The organism is Pseudochryseolinea flava (assembly GCF_003286915.1).
Lineage (GTDB): Bacteria > Bacteroidota > Bacteroidia > Cytophagales > Cyclobacteriaceae > Ohtaekwangia > Ohtaekwangia flava.
The window spans coordinates 93,372-115,088 of record NZ_QMFY01000017.1; the positions used below are offsets into that span (position 1 = coordinate 93,372).

At 45.0% G+C, this 21,717-nt stretch carries 16 protein-coding genes; 9 read left to right on the plus strand and 7 right to left on the minus strand.

Going from position 1 to position 21,717, the window contains the following annotated elements:
* Positions 1–20: 20 nt before the first annotated feature.
* The 5 genes from DQQ10_RS23650 to DQQ10_RS23670 all read right to left on the minus strand — a co-directional run bounded on the left by DQQ10_RS23650 (position 21) and on the right by DQQ10_RS23670 (position 6,483).
* A complete protein-coding gene (locus tag DQQ10_RS23650) occupies positions 21–509 on the minus strand; it encodes a hypothetical protein (protein WP_112749413.1) in 489 nt (162 codons plus the stop codon).
* A gap of 282 nt (positions 510–791) precedes the next feature.
* On the minus strand, positions 792–1,871 hold the full coding sequence (locus tag DQQ10_RS23655) for a hypothetical protein (protein ID WP_112749414.1): 1,080 nt from the start codon (positions 1,869–1,871) through the stop codon (positions 792–794).
* Positions 1,868–2,548 (minus strand): hypothetical protein, encoded by a 681-nt coding sequence (locus DQQ10_RS23660; RefSeq protein ID WP_112749415.1) that lies wholly within the window; start codon positions 2,546–2,548, stop codon positions 1,868–1,870. Before DQQ10_RS23660 ends, DQQ10_RS23655 begins: the two co-directional genes overlap by 4 nt.
* 2 nt (positions 2,549–2,550) lie before the next feature.
* Positions 2,551–5,091, minus strand: coding sequence for a CHAT domain-containing protein (locus DQQ10_RS23665; protein WP_112749416.1), 2,541 nt, complete (start codon positions 5,089–5,091; stop codon positions 2,551–2,553).
* Between the two features lie 390 nt (positions 5,092–5,481).
* Positions 5,482–6,483 carry an LLM class flavin-dependent oxidoreductase gene (locus tag DQQ10_RS23670; RefSeq protein ID WP_317047965.1) on the minus strand — a complete coding sequence of 334 codons (1,002 nt, stop codon included), beginning with the start codon at positions 6,481–6,483 and terminating at the stop codon, positions 5,482–5,484.
* A gap of 294 nt (positions 6,484–6,777) precedes the next feature.
* Here DQQ10_RS23670 and DQQ10_RS23675 point away from each other — a divergent pair, with 294 nt between their 5' ends.
* The 4 genes from DQQ10_RS23675 to DQQ10_RS23690 all read left to right on the plus strand — a co-directional run bounded on the left by DQQ10_RS23675 (position 6,778) and on the right by DQQ10_RS23690 (position 11,323).
* Entirely contained in the window at positions 6,778–8,916 is a 2,139-nt protein-coding gene (locus DQQ10_RS23675) for a carbohydrate-binding protein (protein ID WP_245970527.1), read from the plus strand.
* A 185-nt stretch (positions 8,917–9,101) separates the two neighbouring features.
* Complete coding sequence (locus DQQ10_RS23680) at positions 9,102–9,596, plus strand: hypothetical protein (protein ID WP_133259747.1); 495 nt, start codon at positions 9,102–9,104, stop codon at positions 9,594–9,596.
* Positions 9,597–9,719: 123 nt separating this feature from the next.
* Complete coding sequence (locus DQQ10_RS23685) at positions 9,720–10,742, plus strand: SDR family oxidoreductase (RefSeq protein ID WP_112749431.1); 1,023 nt, start codon at positions 9,720–9,722, stop codon at positions 10,740–10,742.
* Complete coding sequence (locus DQQ10_RS23690; RefSeq protein WP_112749419.1) at positions 10,742–11,323, plus strand: Crp/Fnr family transcriptional regulator; 582 nt, start codon at positions 10,742–10,744, stop codon at positions 11,321–11,323. Before DQQ10_RS23685 ends, DQQ10_RS23690 begins: the two co-directional genes overlap by 1 nt.
* A gap of 127 nt (positions 11,324–11,450) precedes the next feature.
* Here the strand turns inward: DQQ10_RS23690 and DQQ10_RS23695 are convergent, their stop codons facing one another.
* Both DQQ10_RS23695 and DQQ10_RS23700 read right to left on the minus strand, forming a co-directional pair.
* On the minus strand, positions 11,451–13,088 hold the full coding sequence (locus tag DQQ10_RS23695) for an ABC-F family ATP-binding cassette domain-containing protein (RefSeq protein WP_112749420.1): 1,638 nt from the start codon (positions 13,086–13,088) through the stop codon (positions 11,451–11,453).
* Between the two features lie 185 nt (positions 13,089–13,273).
* On the minus strand, positions 13,274–13,804 hold the full coding sequence (locus tag DQQ10_RS23700; protein ID WP_112749421.1) for a hypothetical protein: 531 nt from the start codon (positions 13,802–13,804) through the stop codon (positions 13,274–13,276).
* A gap of 198 nt (positions 13,805–14,002) precedes the next feature.
* On the opposite strand from DQQ10_RS23700, the gene DQQ10_RS23705 reads away from it, so the two are divergent.
* From DQQ10_RS23705 to DQQ10_RS23725, 5 genes are all read left to right on the plus strand, one after another.
* Positions 14,003–17,287, plus strand: a complete 3,285-nt coding sequence (locus DQQ10_RS23705; protein WP_112749422.1) for a reprolysin-like metallopeptidase — start codon at positions 14,003–14,005, stop codon at positions 17,285–17,287.
* Positions 17,288–17,365: 78 nt separating this feature from the next.
* Positions 17,366–17,806, plus strand: a complete 441-nt coding sequence (locus DQQ10_RS23710; protein ID WP_112749423.1) for a hypothetical protein — start codon at positions 17,366–17,368, stop codon at positions 17,804–17,806.
* A gap of 325 nt (positions 17,807–18,131) precedes the next feature.
* Positions 18,132–19,529, plus strand: a complete 1,398-nt coding sequence (locus DQQ10_RS23715; RefSeq protein WP_112749424.1) for a DUF6055 domain-containing protein — start codon at positions 18,132–18,134, stop codon at positions 19,527–19,529.
* Positions 19,530–19,580: 51 nt separating this feature from the next.
* The gene (locus tag DQQ10_RS23720) at positions 19,581–20,495 is read left to right on the plus strand and encodes an RHS repeat-associated core domain-containing protein (RefSeq protein WP_245970528.1); all 915 of its coding nucleotides are present in this window, start codon (positions 19,581–19,583) and stop codon (positions 20,493–20,495) included.
* A gap of 14 nt (positions 20,496–20,509) precedes the next feature.
* Positions 20,510–21,160 (plus strand): hypothetical protein, encoded by a 651-nt coding sequence (locus tag DQQ10_RS23725; RefSeq protein ID WP_112749425.1) that lies wholly within the window; start codon positions 20,510–20,512, stop codon positions 21,158–21,160.
* The last annotated feature ends 557 nt before the right edge of the window (positions 21,161–21,717 follow it).

The following is a 21,717-nucleotide window of genomic DNA, read 5'->3' on the forward strand; positions in this document are numbered from 1 at the left end:
CTGCTTTTAGCTCTCAAGCCCTAGTTACATCCAACACTCGCCGCCCAAGCATCGTTGAGTCCACCGCCGGGAACAGTCTCCACTTCAAGCGTGAAAGTAGATGATCCATTGACAGGCGCACTGATTGTAATGTTTGACCCATTGCTTAATGAACTTCCCCACGGACCAGGATAATTTGCATAGCCAATCCAACCAGATGACGCTACGTTGTTCCCAGCACCATTGCGTAATGTGAAACGATTGGGAACATCGTATGCCGTGCAGTATGCAGAAATGGTTGTTGAACCAGGTGTAATGTTAACCGTACTAACCGGGTACAAGTAGTATTGTGTTCCATAATAAGAATTGTAGAAGTATCCACTGCATGCTTGAACGCGCGCACTGGCTTGTCCACCTTCTAGAATAGGGTCACCTTTCGGTTTTTGTGCGGCTTCGTGATCGGCACAAGCTACGATTGTTGTAATCACGAATAACAGAGATAGGAGGGATTGATTTTTTTGTGTTCTCATGGTTTAACGGGTTTAATGACTGCTAATTGGTTATTGCCTGAACGTGCGTTGCAGGTAAATAAAAATAAGTAAACACGCGCCACAAAAAGCACCGGAAAAATTAGGCGACTTATTAAACGGTAAATGACGTACGAAGCCGCAAAGATTCGCTTTTGTCCCTCGCGGTAGTAAAAAACGGTTACCTTAAAGCATCACAACCAAGTACCAGCTCCCTCTCGCGTCAAGTTCTACTTTTAACTTTCAACTTTCAGCTTTAAGCTTTCCGCTTTCAACTCAGTTTCCTCACGGCACCCAAACGTACGTCGTCGCAAGCGGAGTTACTTTAAATTCTTTAGCGCCTTCATTCCAAGTGATGTCCGCATCAAAATAGAATTTATGATTGTTAGGCGCGATGTCTGCAGGTACACTAAAAGAGCCATGCTTTACAAAGCGTTGAAATTTTTTATTTGAGAAGGAATAAACCTTGTACATGTATTGTACCGTAATCGGCGTTGTCTTTTGGATATTATCAAAGAAGTAGAATCCTACTTTCCGCGCGACACCCGGTGTAAAATTCGCTGGCGTAGTGACGATTCTTTCGTATGACGATTCATTTGTAGAACCTTCTTCGAGGTCTTCAGATGTTTCGATGTCATCTTTTGCGATGTTGTGGAGATACAAATCTAGGTCAACATTGTGATAACCGTGTTCGTCATTGTTTGTCTTCCAGAAAAAGTCGATGTAGAGTGTTTGCGATCCGAATGTTGTCGTGTTGATAACGTCTGACACGCGATTTTCTCGAAGCGGTTTCTCAAGTTCCCGAATCGAATAGGAGCGATGTTCTGCATCAAAGGGGCTTTCGTTAACATCCATCCGGAAGTCGTAGTTCACAAAGGTTTTGGCCGCATCACTGCTGCTGTTGATGTTGTAAGTGCCGGTAATAATCTTTAACGGCTCGTCTTGATTTCGTTGTTTCATGACCAACTGATAATCGATCGTTGCTGGATAGACTATATCGGGTGAAACAATGCCATTGAATGCGACGCCGATATAATACCGATAGAAGTCGGGAAGTTCGCGCTGGGACGGAACCACTCTCACGCCGCCATAATGGTCGAACGTCGATATGTAGGCGGTACTTAGGTCATCGTTCTTTTTTGAAAATTCAATACCCGTTGAAGGTGCCAGGTAAATCGCAAGATCAGCTGTCATGCCGTGGTCACGTTCACCATTAACAGTCCAAGTCAAGACAAACTCCAGTTGTCCATCGTTAGCGTTTTCGTTCACCATGAAGTGTTCCATTGGAACAGGATCGTCGACGGACGCACAACGTGTACAAAATATCGCGGCTACTAAAATGATTAGCAAGATATGTTTTTTCATAGTGCGTGTTTCCTCTTTTTAAATCGCACGTCACCCCAGAAGGATGCGGTGAGACAGTAACTACTGCGTAACCGTTGTTGATAATCGGTCATGAACTCATAGGAATACGGAAGATCTTTGCGAATGATACCCGGGTTAAAAACGCATCCAACGGCAATGCCCAATCCGTTGCGAGCGTGTAGAAGCAATCGAGCATTGTGAGAAATCATGTACGTGTTAAGTGCCTTCTTCCCGAATTGCATGTATTGTTCGACTTCGCCACTTGCTCTGATCAAGAAATTGTTTTCTAATGAGTAGCTGGCGCGTAGCCACGTCGTGATTTTATACTCAAGCCCAATGGGTATATTAACATAAGAGAACCGAAACGTTTCGCGGTCGGTAATATAAAAAAACTCACCATCGTATGCATCGCGCCAGTACGTCACAAGATCAGTGTTGACGGAAAGATCACGAACATTTGAATCGAAGAACCGAAGGGTCGCACCACTTACTAAATTAAGCGTTGGTGTGAGATTCTTCTTGAAGATCACGCCGATGTTAACGTAATGATTAAAAGGTTGTTCTTTAGAGATATCGCGCCAGAAAAAGTCAAGCGTTCCGCCGATGCTCATTTGTCCTTTTGTTGATTGCACCATGCCTACGAGCAGGAGCAATGCTAATATTGATGATCGCATCATGATTAAATTCCTTTTATAACAAAAGCTCCCCATTGTACTGGACTTTCGTATTTTGATTTGACAATAAGTTGGGCTTCATGAAACGCTTCGATAACGGGTTTCCCAGCGATCATGTTAGCATAAAATTGTTGCATCAGCAGCGACGTTACTTCATCATCAACTTTGAATAAACTCATCACGAGGTAGCGAACACCTGCCACTTGGAATGCACGTTGCAATCCCCATACACCTTCGCCTTCTTCAAACGCTCCTTGTCCTGTTTCGCACGCAGATAACACCACGAGATAAGTTTGTTTGAGATCAAGGTTTGATGCCTCGTATGCTGTAAGAAAGCCATCGTCGTTCACAGTAGTTTGTGCTTGGCCAACCGCCAATACGAGTCCGGTGGTGTGCATTGGATCTTTGAGCTTTTCGGTATGGAAGAAACCATGGGTGGCAAAATGCAATACCGACGATGATGCAATTTGCTTAACAATAGATTCGGATGCCGCGCCTTGAAGGTAGATGTGACGGTCTACAGAATTTGGCAACTGTTTCTCAATGCCTTGTATTTCAGTTTGTGTTCCGGGAAGGTCAAGCGGCTTCTCGCCATAAAGCGACAAATGTGTATCGTAATCAGGAAATCCAACCAAAGTGACATCCGTGATTGCATTTTCTCGAGGAGATGTGTGCTTCACGAGATCCTTTGCACTCACCACAGAGAAGAATTGATATTGTCCGATGAGGTATTCCTTGCCGTTAAATAGAATTTCAGGATTGATCAGATTGTAAATTCCGTCACCAGAAAAGATAATCTTTTTGTGATGAAGTTTGTTTTCAAACGGATCGAAGTAGGCGTGGTACACTTGATCGTTCTGCAAGTTGTTACGCGCGAAGTTCAAATACGCTTGATAATATCTTCCTTCAAGTTGCTGGTCTGTAAGATTGCTTTGCACAAGTTCAATGGGTTTGCCTGGCTCGAAAACAAAGAATACATATTTACTTTCTTTTGTTTCTGTCAATGATGTTTGATTGTTATCTGTCTGTAAAGCGAATACTTTCACTTTGGCGATGTCGACGAGGTGAGTTTTTTCGGGAATGGCCGTCATAATTTCCGTCGCGCTTACATATTTGTCGGATTCGATTGATAGCTTACTTCTGATCTGTTTTTCTTTTGCAGTAATCTCTTGATCGAGTGACAAAAGTTCACTGTGTTCACCTTTTTGAAGATGTTGCATTTTCTTCTCGCGTAACGCGCGAATTTGTTGATACGCTTGAATCAAATTGGTATCGCCTTTTGCGTAAATTTCATTGAGCAGCTTAGAGGAAGAGTTCAGTAGAACACCTTTGTTGTTTAGCTGTATTTCGTACAGTGCCTCGACCACATAATTTTGTTTGACGCCCTGCTGAAAATACAAATGATGGTAGTAGCCCTTTGCCAACTCAACAAAGTGTTTGTTTGTCCGATAGAAATACGCTCGCTCGGGCTCTGAGAGGTAGGAAAAATTGTGTTGGGTGTATTGGGAAAATACATCCATAAGCTCTTGAAATGTTTTGTGAGCATTTACGGTGTCGGACAGTGCCCAGAATATTTGTCCCCGTACGGCAAGGACCGGCAATTTTTCGGGACTGACGACTTTAATGTGCTTGTTGAATAGATTAAATGCTTTGTCGTTCCAAGTTAAGGCCTTGTCATAATCATTTTTAAGTCTGTATGATTCAGCAACAAGATTGGCCGATGCTATTTTGCCGAGGTAGTTTTTTCCATCGGTGGCTCTTACAAAACGGTGCTTTTCTAATTTGTATCCTTTCTTAGCAGCCATTAATGCTGAATCGTATTCCTGGAGGTTGATGTACGCTTCAGCCAGTCCGTTGTGTGCGTCGCCAATGCGTTTGATAGAAGTGTCGACATTGCTCGGATCACTGTAGAGTTCAATAATGTACTTGTCGAAGTAGTACCGGCTACTGTCGAAGTCTAATGTTGTTTGAAAATACTCGCCATACACCGCGTACGCAGATTTTGTAAGCGATGTGTTTTTTTCATAGGTTGCTCGCAGCTCAATCATCATTTCGTCGAGCACTTTCCTGGAGGCTTCGAGCTCTCCGAACTTGAGGTACATTCTCGCGATTTCCGCCCGACGTACGAAGTGACGATTGGCCTGCTTGCTGTTCATGATCGCGGCGCCTATTGTTGAATAGCGAGTGGTTGGCATCCACTTCTTCGTGTTCAAGCGCTCGCGCATGGCGTCTTTAAAAAGGAAATAAATGCTATCAGCTTTCTGAAAATTACGTTCTGCTTCGGTATAATTGCCTTTGAACTTCTGCACAAGACCAAGAACGTGGTACGGCGTGATCCGCTTCACATAATCATGTGGCATGTAGGCTTCTTTCGTGGCGGCGCGCACGGCATCGTCATCACGCAAATCCAGCAAGGCTTGTTTACTTAAGTCCTCAGCTTCTTCGAAGCGTCCACGATTGACTTTCTTAATGGATGATTTCTGTGCATATGAAAGATGGCACAGCAATACCAGGATGCCTGAGAGCAGGCATAGATTGAATTTCATACAGAAGGCTCCAGTATAGACAGTTAAAAATTAAACCGAGAAGGTTTTAATCCGGAAGATAAACAAAACTAACTCAAGCGGCCAAGCATGAGCATGTGGATATTTTACCACATTGTTTAATATCCCTGAAACGTGATTTACAACGGTATGGATATGCGCGGGAAGGCGAGAGGGTTAAAAGTTAAAATTTTAAAGTTCAAAGCAGAAAGCTTAAAGTGGAACGTTTGAAAACAGCTCGCCTCGGACTTCAGTCCGATGCTTTTTAATAAACTTGCCCCGGACTTTAGTCCGGGGTGGTGTAATAAAAGTTGCCCCGCTTTAGTCGGGGGTGAAATGATTGAATAGAATGCTACTGCAGTTTCGCCTTCAGCGCTTCTCTGACGGCGGGCGCTACCTTTGTTCCGAACAATTCGATAGACCGCACATCTTATCGTGCGGCAATGTTCCGACAGACATTTGCACAAGGCAACGACTGTGTTTGAACAATTCATGGTGATACAGAATTTTATCAATCACTTGTTGAGGGCTACCCACGAGTAGGTTGCCCTGCTGTGATGTTTGTAATTCAAACTGTTCGCGGTCTAATGGTGGCCATCCGCGTTCACGACCAATATGGTTCATCACCATGGCGTATTGGGGATAATAGTCATTTTCCGCCTGTTGTGAATCGTCAGCAATATATCCATGCAAGTTTATGCTTACACCTAATGTGCTAGGATCATGTCCCGATTGCTGCGCAGTTTCACGATAATATTCAACGTAAGGTGCAAATCGCGCGGGAGCACCGCCGATGATGGCGAGGGCCATTGGCAGTCCTAATGTTGCAGCACGTTTTACCGATTCGGGTGTGCCGCCAATGGCAACCCAAATAGGAAGCTTCTGCTGATGTGGTCGTGGATACACCGCGAGGTTATGGAGTGGCGCGCGATGCTTGCCTTGCCACGTCACCCTCGTGCTCGCATTGATCTTCATGAGTAATTCCAGCTTTTCGGAGAATAAAGAATCGTAGTCTTTTAAATCATAACCGAAAAGCGGAAAGGATTCGATAAAGGAGCCGCGACCAGCCATGATTTCTGCGCGGCCACCAGATAAAAGATCCAGCGTAGCAAAGTCTTGAAACACACGCACAGGATCGTCGGAACTTAATACCGTTACGGCGCTCGATAATTTTATACGTTTTGTCTTTTCTGCCGCCGCTGCCAAAACCACCGCGGGCGACGACACAATATAGTCGGGGCGATGATGTTCACCGATCGCGTACACGTCGAGCCCTGCCGCTTCTGTTAGTGCAACTTCTTCCATCAAATTGCGCATGCGCTGGTGCGGTGTAAGCATAACGCCTGTTGACGGGTCTGGATGTAATTCTGCAAATGTGTAAAGTCCTAGCTCCATGGAATAAATTTCAGTTCAGATCTTAAATGCTTTTTATCTCGTTTCAGTTCCTTTCGGCGTGTAGCCCACACGTCTCGCTCACTTCAGCGTACTTCTTCTTTACGTCATGGTCAGGTAAAATTCAGGTCCTGCAATCGATGACGCGTGAGCTTTTTTACTTTTAACCGCGATGAATTTCCCGCGTGGTTAACCATAAGCGGTGGTTCTCCGCGAAAATTTACTCAACCTACCAATCCAAAACCCATGATGAAATTTACTTTATGTAAAAGGTCGACGTGTGCAAAATTTGCGCAGTTGACCTGCTTCGTTTTACTACTGTCAACCATACTTACCACGCATTCTTATGCGCAGCCCCGTTTCAAGGTGATCGCATTCTACAACGGTACTTGGGATGCCGCCCACATCAACTTTGTTGCCGAAGCGCGACAGTGGTTTCCGCAAATGGCAGCCCAATACAACTTCTCGTTCGAATCGACAAACAACTGGAGTCTTCTCAACACAGCCAACCTTGCGCAATATCAAGTGGTCATGTTTTTAGATGATAGTCCCCCCGCGGCACAACGCCCGGCATTCGAACAATATATGCGCAATGGCGGTGGATGGTTCGGATTTCACGTGTGCGCTTTTAATACAAATCCTGGTGCATGGGGCTGGTATCACAATCAGTTCTTGGGTACAGGCGCTTTTAGAACAAATACCTGGGGGCCAACACCCGCGATTTTGAAAGTAGAAGACCAAACACATCCATCAACGGTAAGGCTACCGCAAACTTTTACCTCTGCCGTAAGTGAGTGGTATGGATGGAACAACGACCTACGCAACAATGCCAATATTAAAATTCTTGCATCTGTTGATCCTGCGAGTTTTCCCCTTGGAACAGATCCTAATCAATCTTGGTATAATGGTTATTACCCCATCATGTGGACGAATAGAAATTACAAAATGATCTATGCCAACTTCGGTCATAACGATATGGACTATGCTAACAACGTTGGTAAATCATCGACCTTCGCGAGTGAGATTCAAAATCGATTTATCATCGACGCACTGCTTTGGCTTGGTGGCGTTACGGCAACAGAAACGCCTATTCCAGGAACTGTACAAGCTGAAAGTTTTAGCGTTATGAGTGGTGTTCAATTGGAAGCAACAACCGATACGGGTGGCGGACAAAACGTTGGTTATATCGATGCTGGTGATTGGATGGATTACCGTGTGAATGTTCAAGCTGCAGGAAGTTATCAGGTGCAATATCGGGTCGCGAGCCAGAATGGCGGCGGTAGCATTCAACTTCGATCAGGAACCTCAACCCTGGCTACCACGGCGGTGAACGCAACCAATGGCTGGCAAACTTGGACGACAGTATCGGCCACCGTGAATCTTGCTGCAGGTGCGCAAACGCTACGGCTACACGCAGCAGCCGGTGGTTTTAATCTCAATTGGATTCAGTTCACTTCTGGAAACACTGGGCCCACAGTAAGCATTACATCACCCGTGAACAATGCGAGCTTTACGCCGCCAGCAAACATTAATATTCAGGCAACGGCAGCTGATGCGAATGGGGCTGTTACGCAAGTTGCATTTTATAACGGCACTACGCTACTGGGAACCGATACGTCCAGTCCGTATAGTTTCAGCTGGACAAACGTGGCCGCGGGAACATACACCGTTACGGCGCGTGCCACAGACAACGGAGGGGCTACTACAACATCGTCACCCATCACAGTACGTGTTAATACACCAACCAATGCACCCATTGGACAAACCATTACGCTGCTTGGAAACAACGGCAGATATGTGAATGGGATGAATGGAACAGCGGCGATGCAGTGCAATAGCGCAGCCGTTGGAACGTGGGAGAAGTTTGTCGTAGTCGATGCCGGGAATGGAAAAGTAGCATTGCGTAGCATGAACAAGTATGTGTCATCTGAAAATGGAGCGGCAACAGGGATAACATGCAATCGCGCTGCGATCGGCGGGTGGGAGGTTTTTGATTGGATCGCGAACAGTAATGGAACAATTTCACTCCGTGGTAACAATGGATTTTACGTCTCGTCCGAAAATGGCACCAAACCAATGACGTGTACGCGAGCAACATCGGGAGGCTGGGAAATGTTTACCTATGCCATCACATCGGCGGCACGTGAACATACCCTTGTTGAAGAGGAATTAAAACTTAACATCGAACACGATCTAACGCTGTCACCCAATCCAGCAAAAGAAGGAGCGCGTTCGTTAACGCTTAATTTTGATCGAGCTCCCGGCGATATTGTCGTGGACTTCCGCGCGATCAACGGCACGTCACTATTTTCTCAGGAAGTTAGCAACGCGGCACAGCAAGTTCAGATTGGGCTTCCGCCATTGGCAAAAGGTATGTATCTGGTGAAGGTGAAAGGCTTGAAGCAATTCGTGGTGAAGAAATATCTAATTGAATAGTGCGGTACGTAGTTGAGGTGTATGCGGTAAAGAAAACTGTAGCGTATACACCTCAATACTACACCATACGCTGACACATTTTTCCGAAAAAGCACATCGCAATTGTTGCGGAATTCCGGGGCCAATAGGCGGACTCCCTCAGATCATTATATTTGTTGTTTGCCTAACCCTAGCCCACGATTGTTATGAGTAAAATGACTCGTGAAGAGAAGCTCTTTCGAAGAGAAAACGAGATATTGACTAAGTACACCGACTTGATTGCGAAGGAGAATTCCCCCGAGGAAACATCCAAAGCACTAGAAAAACTTACATCAAAATACGGCGACCTTCTCTTGCAGACCCGTTTTATGACCTGGGTAAGTGGACGCTTAGAACGCAAATTGCAGCGAACCAATCGCGAACTCATCAACAACAATAAAAAGCTGCAAACAACTCTTGATGAACTTACACGTGCTGAAGCAACACGAAGTGCTTACGCGATTATTTATTTCATCGCCATCGTCCTCTTTGTATTAGAAGAATTTCTGGTTGAGCCACTCATTACCGAGCTCGGTGGTAACGTTGGCTATGGTATCCTTATCAAACTAGCCATCGTATTGTTACTGAAGCTCGCTGAAAATATCATCGAACGGAAAATCCGGATGAACCGGAAATTAATGCAACGCAAAAGCAGACAGTAGGGATCAACATGGCCTTTTAAAAAACGACCCGTTCTACAATATTAAAAACTTTTTTAACCAAGCGTTTCTTACCAATTGTTAAAGGTGTACTCGTCGACCTTGGGCATTTTTGAAAAAAAAGAAATGAAGCGAGTACTACTAACTGGCGTAACGGGATTTCTTGGATCTCATACAGCCATTCAACTCTTGAACAAGGGCTATACCGTGATCGGAACCTTGCGTGATCATAATCGGACTACATCAATGAAGGATGTTATCGCGCGGCACACTAAAAATATTGATCATCTCACCATTGTAGAAGCGGAGCTAAACGACGAAACCATCTGGCATCGTCTGATGCGCGATATCGATTATGTGCAACACATAGCGTCGCCTTTCCCACGTAAACTGCCAAAACATGAAGATGAGTTGATTGTGCCGGCGAAAGCGGGAACGCTAAACATCTTAAAAGCGGCAGCAGCAAATGGCGTCAGCCGCGTGGTGATGACCTCGTCGGTTGCGTCTATTGTTTACGGTAAGAAACAAGAAGACCTTCATCACCGCTTCAATGAAAATGATTGGACAAATGCATCGGTAAAAGGAGATTCTACACCATACTTCAGAAGTAAAACCATTGCAGAGAAAGCAGCGTGGGAATTTATCAAACAAGCCCCAACAAGTTTGGAACTCGTTACCGTTTTGCCTGGCGCAATTCTAGGCCCCGTACTCGAACAGGATTTTGGAACTTCAGCCAACATTGTCATGAAGATGCTTGATGGAAGTTCGCCGGCGCTACCCAAACTTGGTTTTGATATTGTTGATGTACGATCTGTCGCCGACCTACTCATCCGTGCGATGGAGCTACCACAAGCGGCAAACAATCGATACATTGCCTCTTCGGGTTACTTGTCTTTCAAAGAAGTAGCCGAAATATTGAAGCGTCAATATCCCAAGCGCAAGATACCAAGCGTCGAATTGCCTAATTTCGTTGTGAAGTTATTCTCGCGTTTCGATCCTTCCATCAGACCGATATTGATTGATCTCGGTAAAGTAAGGAAGGTGGATAATACAAAAGCGAAAAACGAGCTGGGATGGAATCCATTACCAGCGAAAGATGCTATAATTTCATGCGCAGAAAGCGTTTTTAACGTTGGCCTTATTCAGTAATGGAAAAACTTAAGCAAGCATTAGGATTCGGTGGTATTCTCTCACAAGATGATATTGATTATATAGTCTCTCATTTTAAAGTTGTGAACGTAAAAGCCAGCGCGCATTTTCATTTGATCGATGTTGTTGCCAACGAAATAGCATTCGTGTGTAAAGGTATTTTCAGAGTTTATGCTCTTGATCCGGAAGGCACAGACGTGACAAAATATTTTGTGCGCGAAAATCAGTTCATGGTCGATTTAGAAAGCTACTATGCAGCAACGCCCAGTAAAGATGCTTTTCAAGCTGTAGTCGGAAGTGAGATTGGAATTATTCACAAAGCAGCGCTGAATAAACTCACTGAAGAAATTCCGAACATGTACATTTTCTTGAAGAGTATTACGGAAGCGCACCTGTTGAATAAAATTAAAGACAACGACTTTCTGAATTTCGGCGATGCAAAAACCAAGTATCTTGAATTTACGCGGCGTTATGCCACGCTAGCCCAACAAGTTCCGCAGCAATACATTGCATCTTACCTAAAGATAACACCACAATCGTTGAGTAGAATAAGAAATGAACTAACCAAACAGAAGTGTTGACGTGCTGATGTGTTGGTGTGTTGACGTGCGGCTCAGACCATATAGCCTCGGACTTCAGTCCGAGGCCTGCGTTATAACCTGTTTCCCCGGACTTTAGTCCGGGGCTAGCGTGTGTGTAGCCGCTCCACTAGTTTTTACGTTCTACATCACGCAGGTTTTCTAACTTCTTGTTACGCAAGAAGCCGGTGATGTCTTCGAAGTGTTCTTTGATGCGTTTGTTTCCGAATTCAAATACTTTGTTAGCTAAGCCGTCGAGGAAGTCGCGATCGTGAGATACCAAGATCAGCGTTCCGTCGAAAGCTTTGAGGGCTTCTTTCAGAATGTCTTTTGTCTTAATGTCCAAGTGGTTGGTAGGCTCATCGAGGATGAGGAAGTTCACAGGGGAAAGTAGAAGTTTGATCATCGCCAAACGCGTCTTTTCTCCGCCAGAGAGAACCTTCACTTTTTTATCGATTGTTTCTCCGCCGAACATGAATGCGCCAAGGATATCTTTGATTTTTGTTCGGATGTCGCCTTCTGCAATTTGATCTATAGTTTGAAAGACGGTCAAATCGCCATCGAGTTTCGCCGCTTGATCTTGTGCAAAGTATCCGATCAAACAGTTGTGACCAAGTTGCACTTTCCCTTCATAATCGATCTCGCCCATGATGGCTTTCACCAACGTGGACTTACCCTCACCATTTCGTCCGATCAATGCAACGCGCTCACCACGATTGATGGTAAGTGATGCGTTGGCAAATACGACGTGATCGCCATAGCGTTTAGTGAGGTCTTCAACAATTACCGGAAAGTTTCCAGAACGTGGCGCTGGCGGAAACTTCAAGTTCAAGTGTGATGTATCAACTTCATCCACTTGAACGATCTCGATCTTCTCCAACATCTTTACGCGCGACTGCACCTGAAGTGTCTTCGAGTATGTTCCTTTAAATCGTTCAATGAACTCGGTGATGTCTGCAATTTGTTTCTGTTGATCGTCGAATTGTTTCTGTTGTTGCTCGCGACGTTCTTTACGGAGTTGCAGGTAGTGTGTGTAATTAGTCTTGTAATCGTAGATTCTACCCATCGTAATTTCGATGGTTCTGTTGGTAAGATTATCGACGAAAGCTTTGTCGTGAGAGATTACGATAACGGCCTTTGCATTGTTTACCAAAAAGTCTTCAAGCCACTGGATGGATTCGATATCCATGTGGTTGGTAGGCTCATCCAGCAAAATCAAATCAGGTTTTTGAAGCAGAATTTTTGCGAGCTCAATGCGCATTCTCCAACCACCACTGAACTCTTTTGTTTGACGTGTGAAATCACTTCTCAAAAAGCCGAGGCCCATCAACGTCTTTTCAACTTCAGCGTCGAAATTGATTTCTTCTATCGAGTAGTATTTTTCACTAAGCTCTGATACTTCTTCAATGATCTTGGCATATTCGTCCGATTCGTAGTCGGTTCTTGTTTCCAGTTGGGAGTTCAGCTCATCGATCCGCTTCTTCATGTTAAGGATCTTGCTGAACGCTTTTGACGCTTCTTCAAACACCGTAGCCGTGTCTTCGGTCAATAAGTGCTGCGGAAGATAAGCGATGATGGCATCTTTGGGTGCCGATATTTTTCCGCGTGTCGGCTTGCCCGCCCCGGCAATAATCTTCAGTAACGTTGATTTTCCAGCGCCATTCTTGCCCATTAAGGCAATTCTGTCGTTTTCGTTGATGTTAAAGGTGATGTTGCTAAATAGGGCAGAACCATTAAACTCTACACTGACCGCGTCTACTGATATCATTGGGTATAAAAATAAGGGGGCAAAGATAGGAGAAAGTATGAAAGTCTGAAAGGGTGGCGTTGCCTGTTAGCCGGTTTCCGGTTGCCAGTTTCCTGTTTCGTTAGTTCTCTGAAATGCTGCCTCACGACGAAACGAAAGGCGAGGGGCATACAGGAGAAATCTCACGTCAACGAGAGCAAGGTTTGTTACCTTCTTCTTGCCGGATTTAGTTCAAACCATTTTGCTTGCGACGACGCCGGGATATTTGACTTGTGCACTTCCGTAATTTTCTTTTGCGCACGTTTGATAGAGTTTGAAATCATCGAATGTCCAATCGCCTCATGTTCGTGCATGCCCATGCGTTTCATGAGTTCAATTGTTTTCGCACCGTTGAATGTCATAAAAAGCGGTTCATCTAATCCCGACAAAACATTCACCTCTTTTAAATTCAACTTTTTGAAGATCGTTTGTTCTTCGGCAATTACCGGGTGATGTTCGACAAAGACTATCATTCTATCGCGAACACTTTCTACACTTACTTCCGAAGCCAGCAACACGTGGACGCCCTGAAGTACTGCTTGAAGTTCTCGTTGTGTTTCTTCAAAGAATGCAACAAACGCAATCGACGGATTCAGCGCGGCCATGTCCCGACACGCATTAAACTTACCCTGACGATACATCCAAACTTTGTCGATAACTTTTGCAGTATCGCTTTTACTCTTAAACAGACCGAACATGGTCGAAAGTTAACCTAAAAATTGGATTACAGTTCACGGATCACAGTTAACAGTTCACGGTTCAACTGATAACCGATAACAGTTAACCGATAACAGCCCAAGGTATTTTTCAGGTCTCGCCTGAGATATCCGACCAAACATTCCCTGAGTTAAAAACAGTTCTCTATTTTTCTTCATTCATTAACCTAAATCTCACGTATGAAGAAAACTGTACTCTCAACAGCAGTACTCTTGCTGTTAGTTTGTCTATCGTATGGGCAAACCCAGAATTTCTGGAAAAGTGCTTCGACACTGCCGTCGAATCAAATCTTAAAAAATGCGAAGGTCAGTGGTGGTACGCCCGGCTCAAGCTTCAAAATTTTTACGCTCGATGTGCCTGGCATAAAACGTGTGCTTTCTGCTGCCCCCGATCGCGCTGGCCGCGTAAGCTCTAATGTCATCATTTCTTTTCCGAATGCCGAAGGTAAACTGGAAAGATATCGTGTCGTTGAAGCGTCGGTATTGCATCCTGATCTTGCCGCAAAATATCCTGGCATTACTTCCTATGCGGGACAAGGTATTGATGATCCTACTGCGACAATTCGTTTCAGTTTGACAGAGCAGTTCGGATTTCACGGCATGATCCTTTCCGGTACCAAGAGTACCGCATACATCGACCCTTATTCATCTGATCGAACACATTACTCCGTTTACAGCAGAACAGACTTGGGTGCTGCAGAAAGGAATTTTTCTTGCTTGACAGAGAATGCTGATCGCCCTGCAAACGTAGAGCGTAATGATGCTAACGCGAAGACTAACGACAAAAAACTTCGCCGCTACCGTCTTGCACTATCCTGTAACGCCGAGTATGGTAATATATTCGCCGGAACAGGTACCGATGCACAGAAGAAAGCAAACATCCTCGCGCAAATGAACATCACCATGACGCGTGTAAATGGTATCTATGAAAAAGACCTCGCGATCACCATGCAAATTGTTCCCAACAACGACTTGATCATTTACCACGGCAGTACAAGCGCCGACCCTTGGAGCGGTGAATTCAACAATAAAACACAGCAAGTAATTGACGCAGCCATCGGTAATGCGAATTATGATATCGGTCACAACTTTAATACTTCTGGTGGTGGCAATGCAGGATGTATTGGATGCGTATGTACAACAGGAAGCAAGGGCAGTGGTTACACTGGAAGCTCAAATCCTACAGGCGATCCATTCGATATCGATTACGTTGCACATGAAATGGGACACCAATTCGGCGGATTTCACACACAGTCAAATGCAAGTTGTATTTCAGGCTCTGGAAACACAGAAGTGGAACCGGGTAGTGGAAGCACCATCATGGGCTATGCCGGAATTTGTTCGGCTAACGTTCAGAACAACAGCGATGCCTATTTTCATTATGTAAACATCCGCGATATCTCAGCCAATGTTCAAAGTGGTGTGAGCGCCGCGTGTGCTGTGGTGGTAAACTTGACAAACAATCCACCCACCGCGAACGCTGGACCAGACTATGTCATTCCAAGATCAACAGCATTCGTACTCCGTGGATCTGGTTCTGACCCCGATGGCGACGCACTCATTTATACTTGGGAACAAAATGACGTTCAACCTTCTGGTAGTGCAAACAACTCGGCACCGTCGCCGACGAAGACAGTTGGTCCAATGTTTCGCAGTAGAACAGGAACATCATCACCAGATCGTTATCTTCCTCAAATCAGCGACGTTGTAGCAAATAACCTCACACCAACATGGGAAGTAATTCCATCGGTAGCGAGAACCCTGAACTTTGCATTAACCGTACGCGACAATAAAGCAGGAGGTGGGCAAACCAATGATGACTTAATGGTGGTAACCGTAAATGGCAGCGCCGGTCCATTTGTTGTTACCGCACCGAACACTGCCACGAGCTGGACCGTCGGCACAACGCAAACCGTAACCTGGAACGTCGCGAATACGAATGTCGCACCAGTGAATACAGCAAACGTAAATATCTTATTGTCTACTGATGGTGGATTTACATATCCTGTTACGTTGATCAGCGGCACACCGAATGATGGATCGCAGTCAATCACGGTTCCCAATAACCTCACAACGACAGCACGTGTAAAAGTTGAAGCTGCAGGAAATATTTATTACGACATCTCTAATGCCAATTTCACCATTACAAACAGCGCCTCTTGTACAGCAACAGTACCAACAGGTTTAGCAGCGTCTGGAATTACGACAACAGGCGCGACACTCAATTGGAACGCGGTTCCAAATGCTACATACGATGTTCAATATAGAACTGGCAGTGGTGCTTGGACAACCGTAGCGGCGTCAACAAACACGGTGACGTTGTCGGGATTAACAGCGAATACCGCGTATGAAGTACAAGTGAGAAGCAAATGTACAAGTACAACATCGGCATGGAGTGCATCGGTAAACTTTACGACCTTGAATACCGGTACTACGTACTGCGCATCAAAAGGAAATAGTGTTGCGGATGAATTTATCGGGCGCGTTCAAGTCGGTACGATCAACAATGCTTCGGGCGCTAATGCAGGCTACGGAAATTTCACAGCGCAATCGACCGATCTCACGAAAGGTTCTAGTAACACCATCACCATTACGCCGACATGGACTGGCAGCAGATACAATGAAGGATATGCCGCATGGATCGATTACAACAAAGATGGTGACTTTGCGGATTCAGGTGAACTTATCTTCTCAAGAACAGCAAGTCAGACAACACCGGTAAGCGGATCGTTCACCGTTCCGAATACGGCAACCAATGGACCGACGCGTTTGCGTGTGTCGATGAAATACAACGCTGTGCCTACTGCTTGTGAGACCTTCAGCTATGGCGAAGTTGAAGACTATACCGTGAATATCACCGATGGCGGTGGCGGATCTTGCGCGAATGTTACGGTAAGCATCACATTCGATAATTATCCGGAAGAAACATCATGGACAATCAAGAACAGTAGCGGAACAACGGTAGCATCAGGAGGTCCTTATGGATCACAGCCTGACGGATCGACAATTACGTCAACGGTATGCTTGCCTGTGGGATGTAACTACACCTTCACGATCAACGATAGTTACGGCGATGGTATTTGCTGCTCTTTCGGAAATGGATCGTACAACGTGAAGAACGCTACGGGTGCTGTTTTATTTTCAGGAGCATCATTTACGAATTCCATCTCGCATACATTCTGTTCATCAAGCAGTGCAAGGCCGGGTGCCGGGTTTGAAGGTGAGGAAATTACTTCCCTTAAAAACTTCGTTCATCCAAATCCTGTGACAGATATGCTGCATATCACATTGCCACAAGATGTTGAAGTGCGCGAAATGAAAATTGTTACCATGACAGGAAGCACGCATTATCAAAGCGGCCGTTTCGAAAAAGATATTAACGTTTCGTCGCTCCCTGCGGGATTCTATATCCTTCAATTGAACACCAATAGAGGATTATTATGGAATAAGTTCTCAAAAGAATAGTTTAGCCGCCGGATAACCAGTTGCCTCAAAGTATGTTAAAATGCTTTGAGGCAACTTATTTTAAAACAGTTGTACGATATGAATACAATGAACATCTTCTTCTTGATTGTCAGTAGCGCCTTCAACGCGCGACAACAAACAAAACCTGATGAAGTGACACGCATTGAGTTCACTTCCATCACCCGCGGATATCAAGAGCATTTGATCCTTGACAACGACAGCGTCGTGTTCTCCTACACATCAGGCACGGATCGCCAGGTAAAAAGAAATGCTAAAGCCAACCACAGACAGGCCTGGAAGAAAACGCTGCAAGCAGTTTCCAATATCGATTGGACATCCTTCGATAGTTTGAAATCTCCCACCAACAAAAGAGCCTTCGACGGCGCCAAACATTCATCGATTGTCATCACCACGCGCACTGCCGGAACGCACAATCATACGTTCGATGATGAAAACCCGAACGAAACCCTCGGGAAACTCATGAGGTGTATTCAGGAGCAGAAGAAAACAATGCAATAGACGAGGCGGTTATCGGTTATCAGTTATCGGTGTATCGGTTATCAGTTATATCAGTTATCGGTGTATCGGGATTTTTTGTTGTATTCGTTTAGGAAGTGTTCCGCAAAGATGTTATACATCGCATAGCTTTTCATTGAGGGTAGTTTGCCGCTTGCTGTTAGGTTGCGGAGCACAACATCATTTCAGTTGGATATATACTATCAGGTATTGATAAGCTGAGACAAAATGGGTAATCTTTTATCATGTTGCTTAGATAAAAAAAATACCCATGTCCAAGCAATTTCTAAAACTGATGTTGCCGAACCCTAGGTGGATCCGCACATGCATGACCCTTGTCTTATCACTGACGTTACTCTTTCGATGTAGTGAAGAAGTTGATAACCCTGCACGAGACCAGGAGGTGGATGATGTGTCAACGCTGAGTGAAGATGATAAATCGGTGAATGATCCACCAGTATCGCAAGCAGCGGCTTCTGTATATATACCCGTAGAGCTGCGATCAAATGATTTTAATAACGCCAACAGTACATGGAGTTGGTCACGCAGCCGTCAATCAGAGCACTTCGTTGTTTTTTGGGGAAAGGGCTATGGTACCAATGACCCGAATTCATCGGCAGTACCTTCTGCGTATCGCGTAAACATCAATGACCTGCTAACGAAAGCCGAAAGCTTTTTTCAATTAAATATCACGCAGTTAGGATTCGCGAATCTTGCGTCATCAAAATTGAATACGTACAAGATGATGATCTTCTTGTACTATCAAACAGAGTGGATGGCTACGGGTGCAGGCTACGACGACACCATCGGGGCGCTTTGGATCAGTCCCAATACATGTCAGCCGGTAGGCCATACGTTGGGGCATGAGATCGGTCACAGTTTTCAATACCAGGTTTTCGCAGATCAAGGTGTCGGTGGATTTCGTTACGGCTTTGGTGGCCTTGGTGGCAATGGCTTTTGGGAGCAGACTGCGCAATTTCAGGCGTTCCAAAGTTATCCATCCGCTGTGTTCACGGCGTATGACTTTACGGTGTATAAACAAAACTATAACCGACATCTTCATCACGAGTGGTATCGGTACGCAAGTTATTTTATACACTACTATTGGGAATACAAGCGTGGGCGCAATTTCATCGGACGGTTGTGGCGCGAGTCGCGTCAGCCTGAAGATCCGCTCCAGGCTTATATGCGACTCACGGGGATCAATGTAAGTCAGCTGAACGCCGAAATCTATGATCAAGCAGCGCGATTTGTTACGTGGGATATTCCTGCATTGAGGTCACTTGGTGCAAACTATCATGGTGCACAAACATTTAATTATACAAGACTCTCCGACGGTAGTGTTCAAGTTGCTTACAATCGTTGTCCAGGTACTACAGGGTATAATGTTATTCGCTTAACTGTTCCTGCATCGGGCACTAACGTGACGGCCACATTTACCGGTATGGTGAATGCTGCTGGATATAATCGTGTAACCAATGCATCGCGTGCAGGTTGGCGTTACGGATATGTCGCGCTGTTGAATAATGGTCAGCGTGTATACAGTCCGATGTTTTCGGCGAATACAGGCACAGCGAATTTCACAGTGCCATCGGGCACCACGAAATTATGGTTCGTCGTTACCGGTGCGCCAAACACATACGCGCCTCATCCTTGGGACGAAAATGAATCAAACGATGATCAGTGGCCTTACAAGGTAAGGTTTACGAATACAGGAGTCATGTGATTTCAACTTGAGGCGGAAGTAGTTTCCGCCTCATCTTTTTGCTGTAATACAGTGTCGCTAAGTTTCGCGAAGGAGAATGCGCTACGCGAAGGTTGGCTACAGATGAGGTTATCAGAAATAGACTTCGTGCTACAGCCGAGTGGAAAGTATCGCTATGGCTACCAAGGGCAATATGCAGAGCGAGATGAAGAGACAGGATGGAATCACTTTGAGCTGAGGGAGTATGATCCGGTGGTGGGGAGGTGGACGTCGGTGGATCCTGCAGGGCAGTTCTACTCACCGTATGTTGGAATGGGGAATGATCCAGTTAGTGGATTTGATCCGAATGGCGCCTGGGTTCCAGGTGCAGGACTTTGGAATAATCTTTTTAAGTCGGACCAGAGAATTTGGTCAGAGCGACGTGCAGATGAATGGGGAGGCAGCATCCTGTCTCAGGCTGGTGGCGGCGTAAGCTACTCAGCCGGGAAAAATAGCGATGGAACTTGGGGAGTTTGGGGCTCGCAAAATAATCCCGCAGATCGCTCTGTTACCGTTTCCTTCACTCCCGTTGACGCTTATGGCAATTTAGGTGAACGTTGGGAGTCAATTGCTAGATGGTCGCCAGCGCCAGGAAATATTGATTTTGATGCAGGGACTCAATTGGCATTGGGTTTTGCCGCCCGTGGTGCAATTACTATTCCCAGCACCTCGGCAAGAGTAGCAACTAGTTTGTATTGGAACACTGGCGCGATGTATAATGCTGGGAATATAGTAGTGACGCAAGCAGCAAGAAATTTGTCTTTCAATTTAGCGACAAGATTAAGAGGTACACTTTTAGGTCCAGCGTTCGGCAGCGCAGCCTGGAAGGTAGGAAGCAAGACTTATATTGAAATGATACACTTCAGTAGAAAAGGCAATGTCGATCTTTATAAGACAGGTAAAAAATTATATGACGCTTACGATAATGTTGGAGATCTGATCGAGTAACTTAGAATTTTAATATGGAAGCAGAAAAATTTATAAATTGGATATTGGAAATGGAGGCATTTTTGGGCGTATCTGGAAAGTCAGTTCGCCGGCCTAGCGACGACAATGAAGATGATTTCGTTGATCACGTGGTCGAATTATTCAAAGAAAATCGTCGTTTTTTTAATCAATTTTTATTTAAAATTTTTGATTTAAAGCTTAGAGCTTCTTTGAAGACACTTTATTCAATGAGTGATTTTGAAGATAAACTATTCAATGAAATATTTCCAAGCAGGACGGGGCGGTTAAGGGTGAAAGCGTTGGAGTCAGACACTGGCCTTGTTTTTCCCAAACTTATGTTGTCAACTCGCAATTTGGTTATTCAATTGTGTGTGTTTATTGTCCCCGTGTTTTCCTTTGTCATATTGATGCTTTTTAATATTGAGATCTTTGTTGCTATTTACAGTGCTGTTAAACTTTCAATCTTTTTACCTTTGGTAGGTATACCTTATTTAATCTTATACATATTTTTCCCTGCATTCTATCATCCAAATGAAATGAAAGGAGTTCGTACGTATAGGGATTTAGTGGAGGATTTAATTGTTTTTAATCGATATGCGTATATAGAAGATGACTACCGACTCACGCGACTTGAACTGCGAAAACTTTTATTACGAGATAATTAACTTCAAGTCCCACCTCGAGCAAGTCTTCCTCTCAAAGCCTGGTTCAAGTCTGAGCGATGGCCACGCGCGGCTGCGGGACTTGGACCTAACATAATTTCAGTCTTCAGACTGCTCGAGTGATAGCGTGGCAGGGATAGCAGCGCCGGTGCCATCGGGCATGTTGCGCATCATCAAGTTGCGTTGTATATTTTGTTACCGTTAGCAGTTAAGATGTATAAGTAGAAAATTCAAGATCCACCTCGTGCAAGTCTTGCTCTCAACGCCCCACCTCGTGCAAGTCTTCATCCCCACCCAGCCAAGTGTTCCCTATCATTGCCTGGTTCAAGTCTGAGCGATGGCCACGCGCGGCTGCGGGACTTGAGCCTAACATAATTTCAGTCTTCAGACTGCTCGCGTGATAGTGTGGCTAGGCTACATGAACGGCTGCATCCGTAAGCTTCCCTAAAAAGCGAAGAATTCAAAAGTAGGAATTTTTAACTTTAGGGAACAATGAAGAAAAGTCGATTCACCGAGACACAAATCGTGTCAATTCTCAAACAGTATGATGGTGGTACCGC

Coding starts and splice junctions, on each gene's coding strand:
- DQQ10_RS23690 (WP_112749419.1), top strand. CDS start 10,742: ATGGAAAAACTTAAGCAAGCATTAGGATTCGGTGGTATTCTCTCACAA.
- DQQ10_RS23700 (WP_112749421.1), bottom strand. CDS start 13,804: ATGTTCGGTCTGTTTAAGAGTAAAAGCGATACTGCAAAAGTTATCGAC.
- DQQ10_RS23715 (WP_112749424.1), top strand. CDS start 18,132: ATGACCCTTGTCTTATCACTGACGTTACTCTTTCGATGTAGTGAAGAA.
- DQQ10_RS23710 (WP_112749423.1), top strand. CDS start 17,366: ATGAATACAATGAACATCTTCTTCTTGATTGTCAGTAGCGCCTTCAAC.
- DQQ10_RS23650 (WP_112749413.1), bottom strand. CDS start 509: ATGAGAACACAAAAAAATCAATCCCTCCTATCTCTGTTATTCGTGATT.
- DQQ10_RS23680 (WP_133259747.1), top strand. CDS start 9,102: ATGAGTAAAATGACTCGTGAAGAGAAGCTCTTTCGAAGAGAAAACGAG.
- DQQ10_RS23705 (WP_112749422.1), top strand. CDS start 14,003: ATGAAGAAAACTGTACTCTCAACAGCAGTACTCTTGCTGTTAGTTTGT.
- DQQ10_RS23665 (WP_112749416.1), bottom strand. CDS start 5,091: ATGAAATTCAATCTATGCCTGCTCTCAGGCATCCTGGTATTGCTGTGC.
- DQQ10_RS23670 (WP_317047965.1), bottom strand. CDS start 6,483: ATGGAGCTAGGACTTTACACATTTGCAGAATTACATCCAGACCCGTCA.
- DQQ10_RS23725 (WP_112749425.1), top strand. CDS start 20,510: ATGGAAGCAGAAAAATTTATAAATTGGATATTGGAAATGGAGGCATTT.
- DQQ10_RS23695 (WP_112749420.1), bottom strand. CDS start 13,088: ATGATATCAGTAGACGCGGTCAGTGTAGAGTTTAATGGTTCTGCCCTA.
- DQQ10_RS23660 (WP_112749415.1), bottom strand. CDS start 2,548: ATGATGCGATCATCAATATTAGCATTGCTCCTGCTCGTAGGCATGGTG.
- DQQ10_RS23685 (WP_112749431.1), top strand. CDS start 9,720: ATGAAGCGAGTACTACTAACTGGCGTAACGGGATTTCTTGGATCTCAT.
- DQQ10_RS23655 (WP_112749414.1), bottom strand. CDS start 1,871: ATGAAAAAACATATCTTGCTAATCATTTTAGTAGCCGCGATATTTTGT.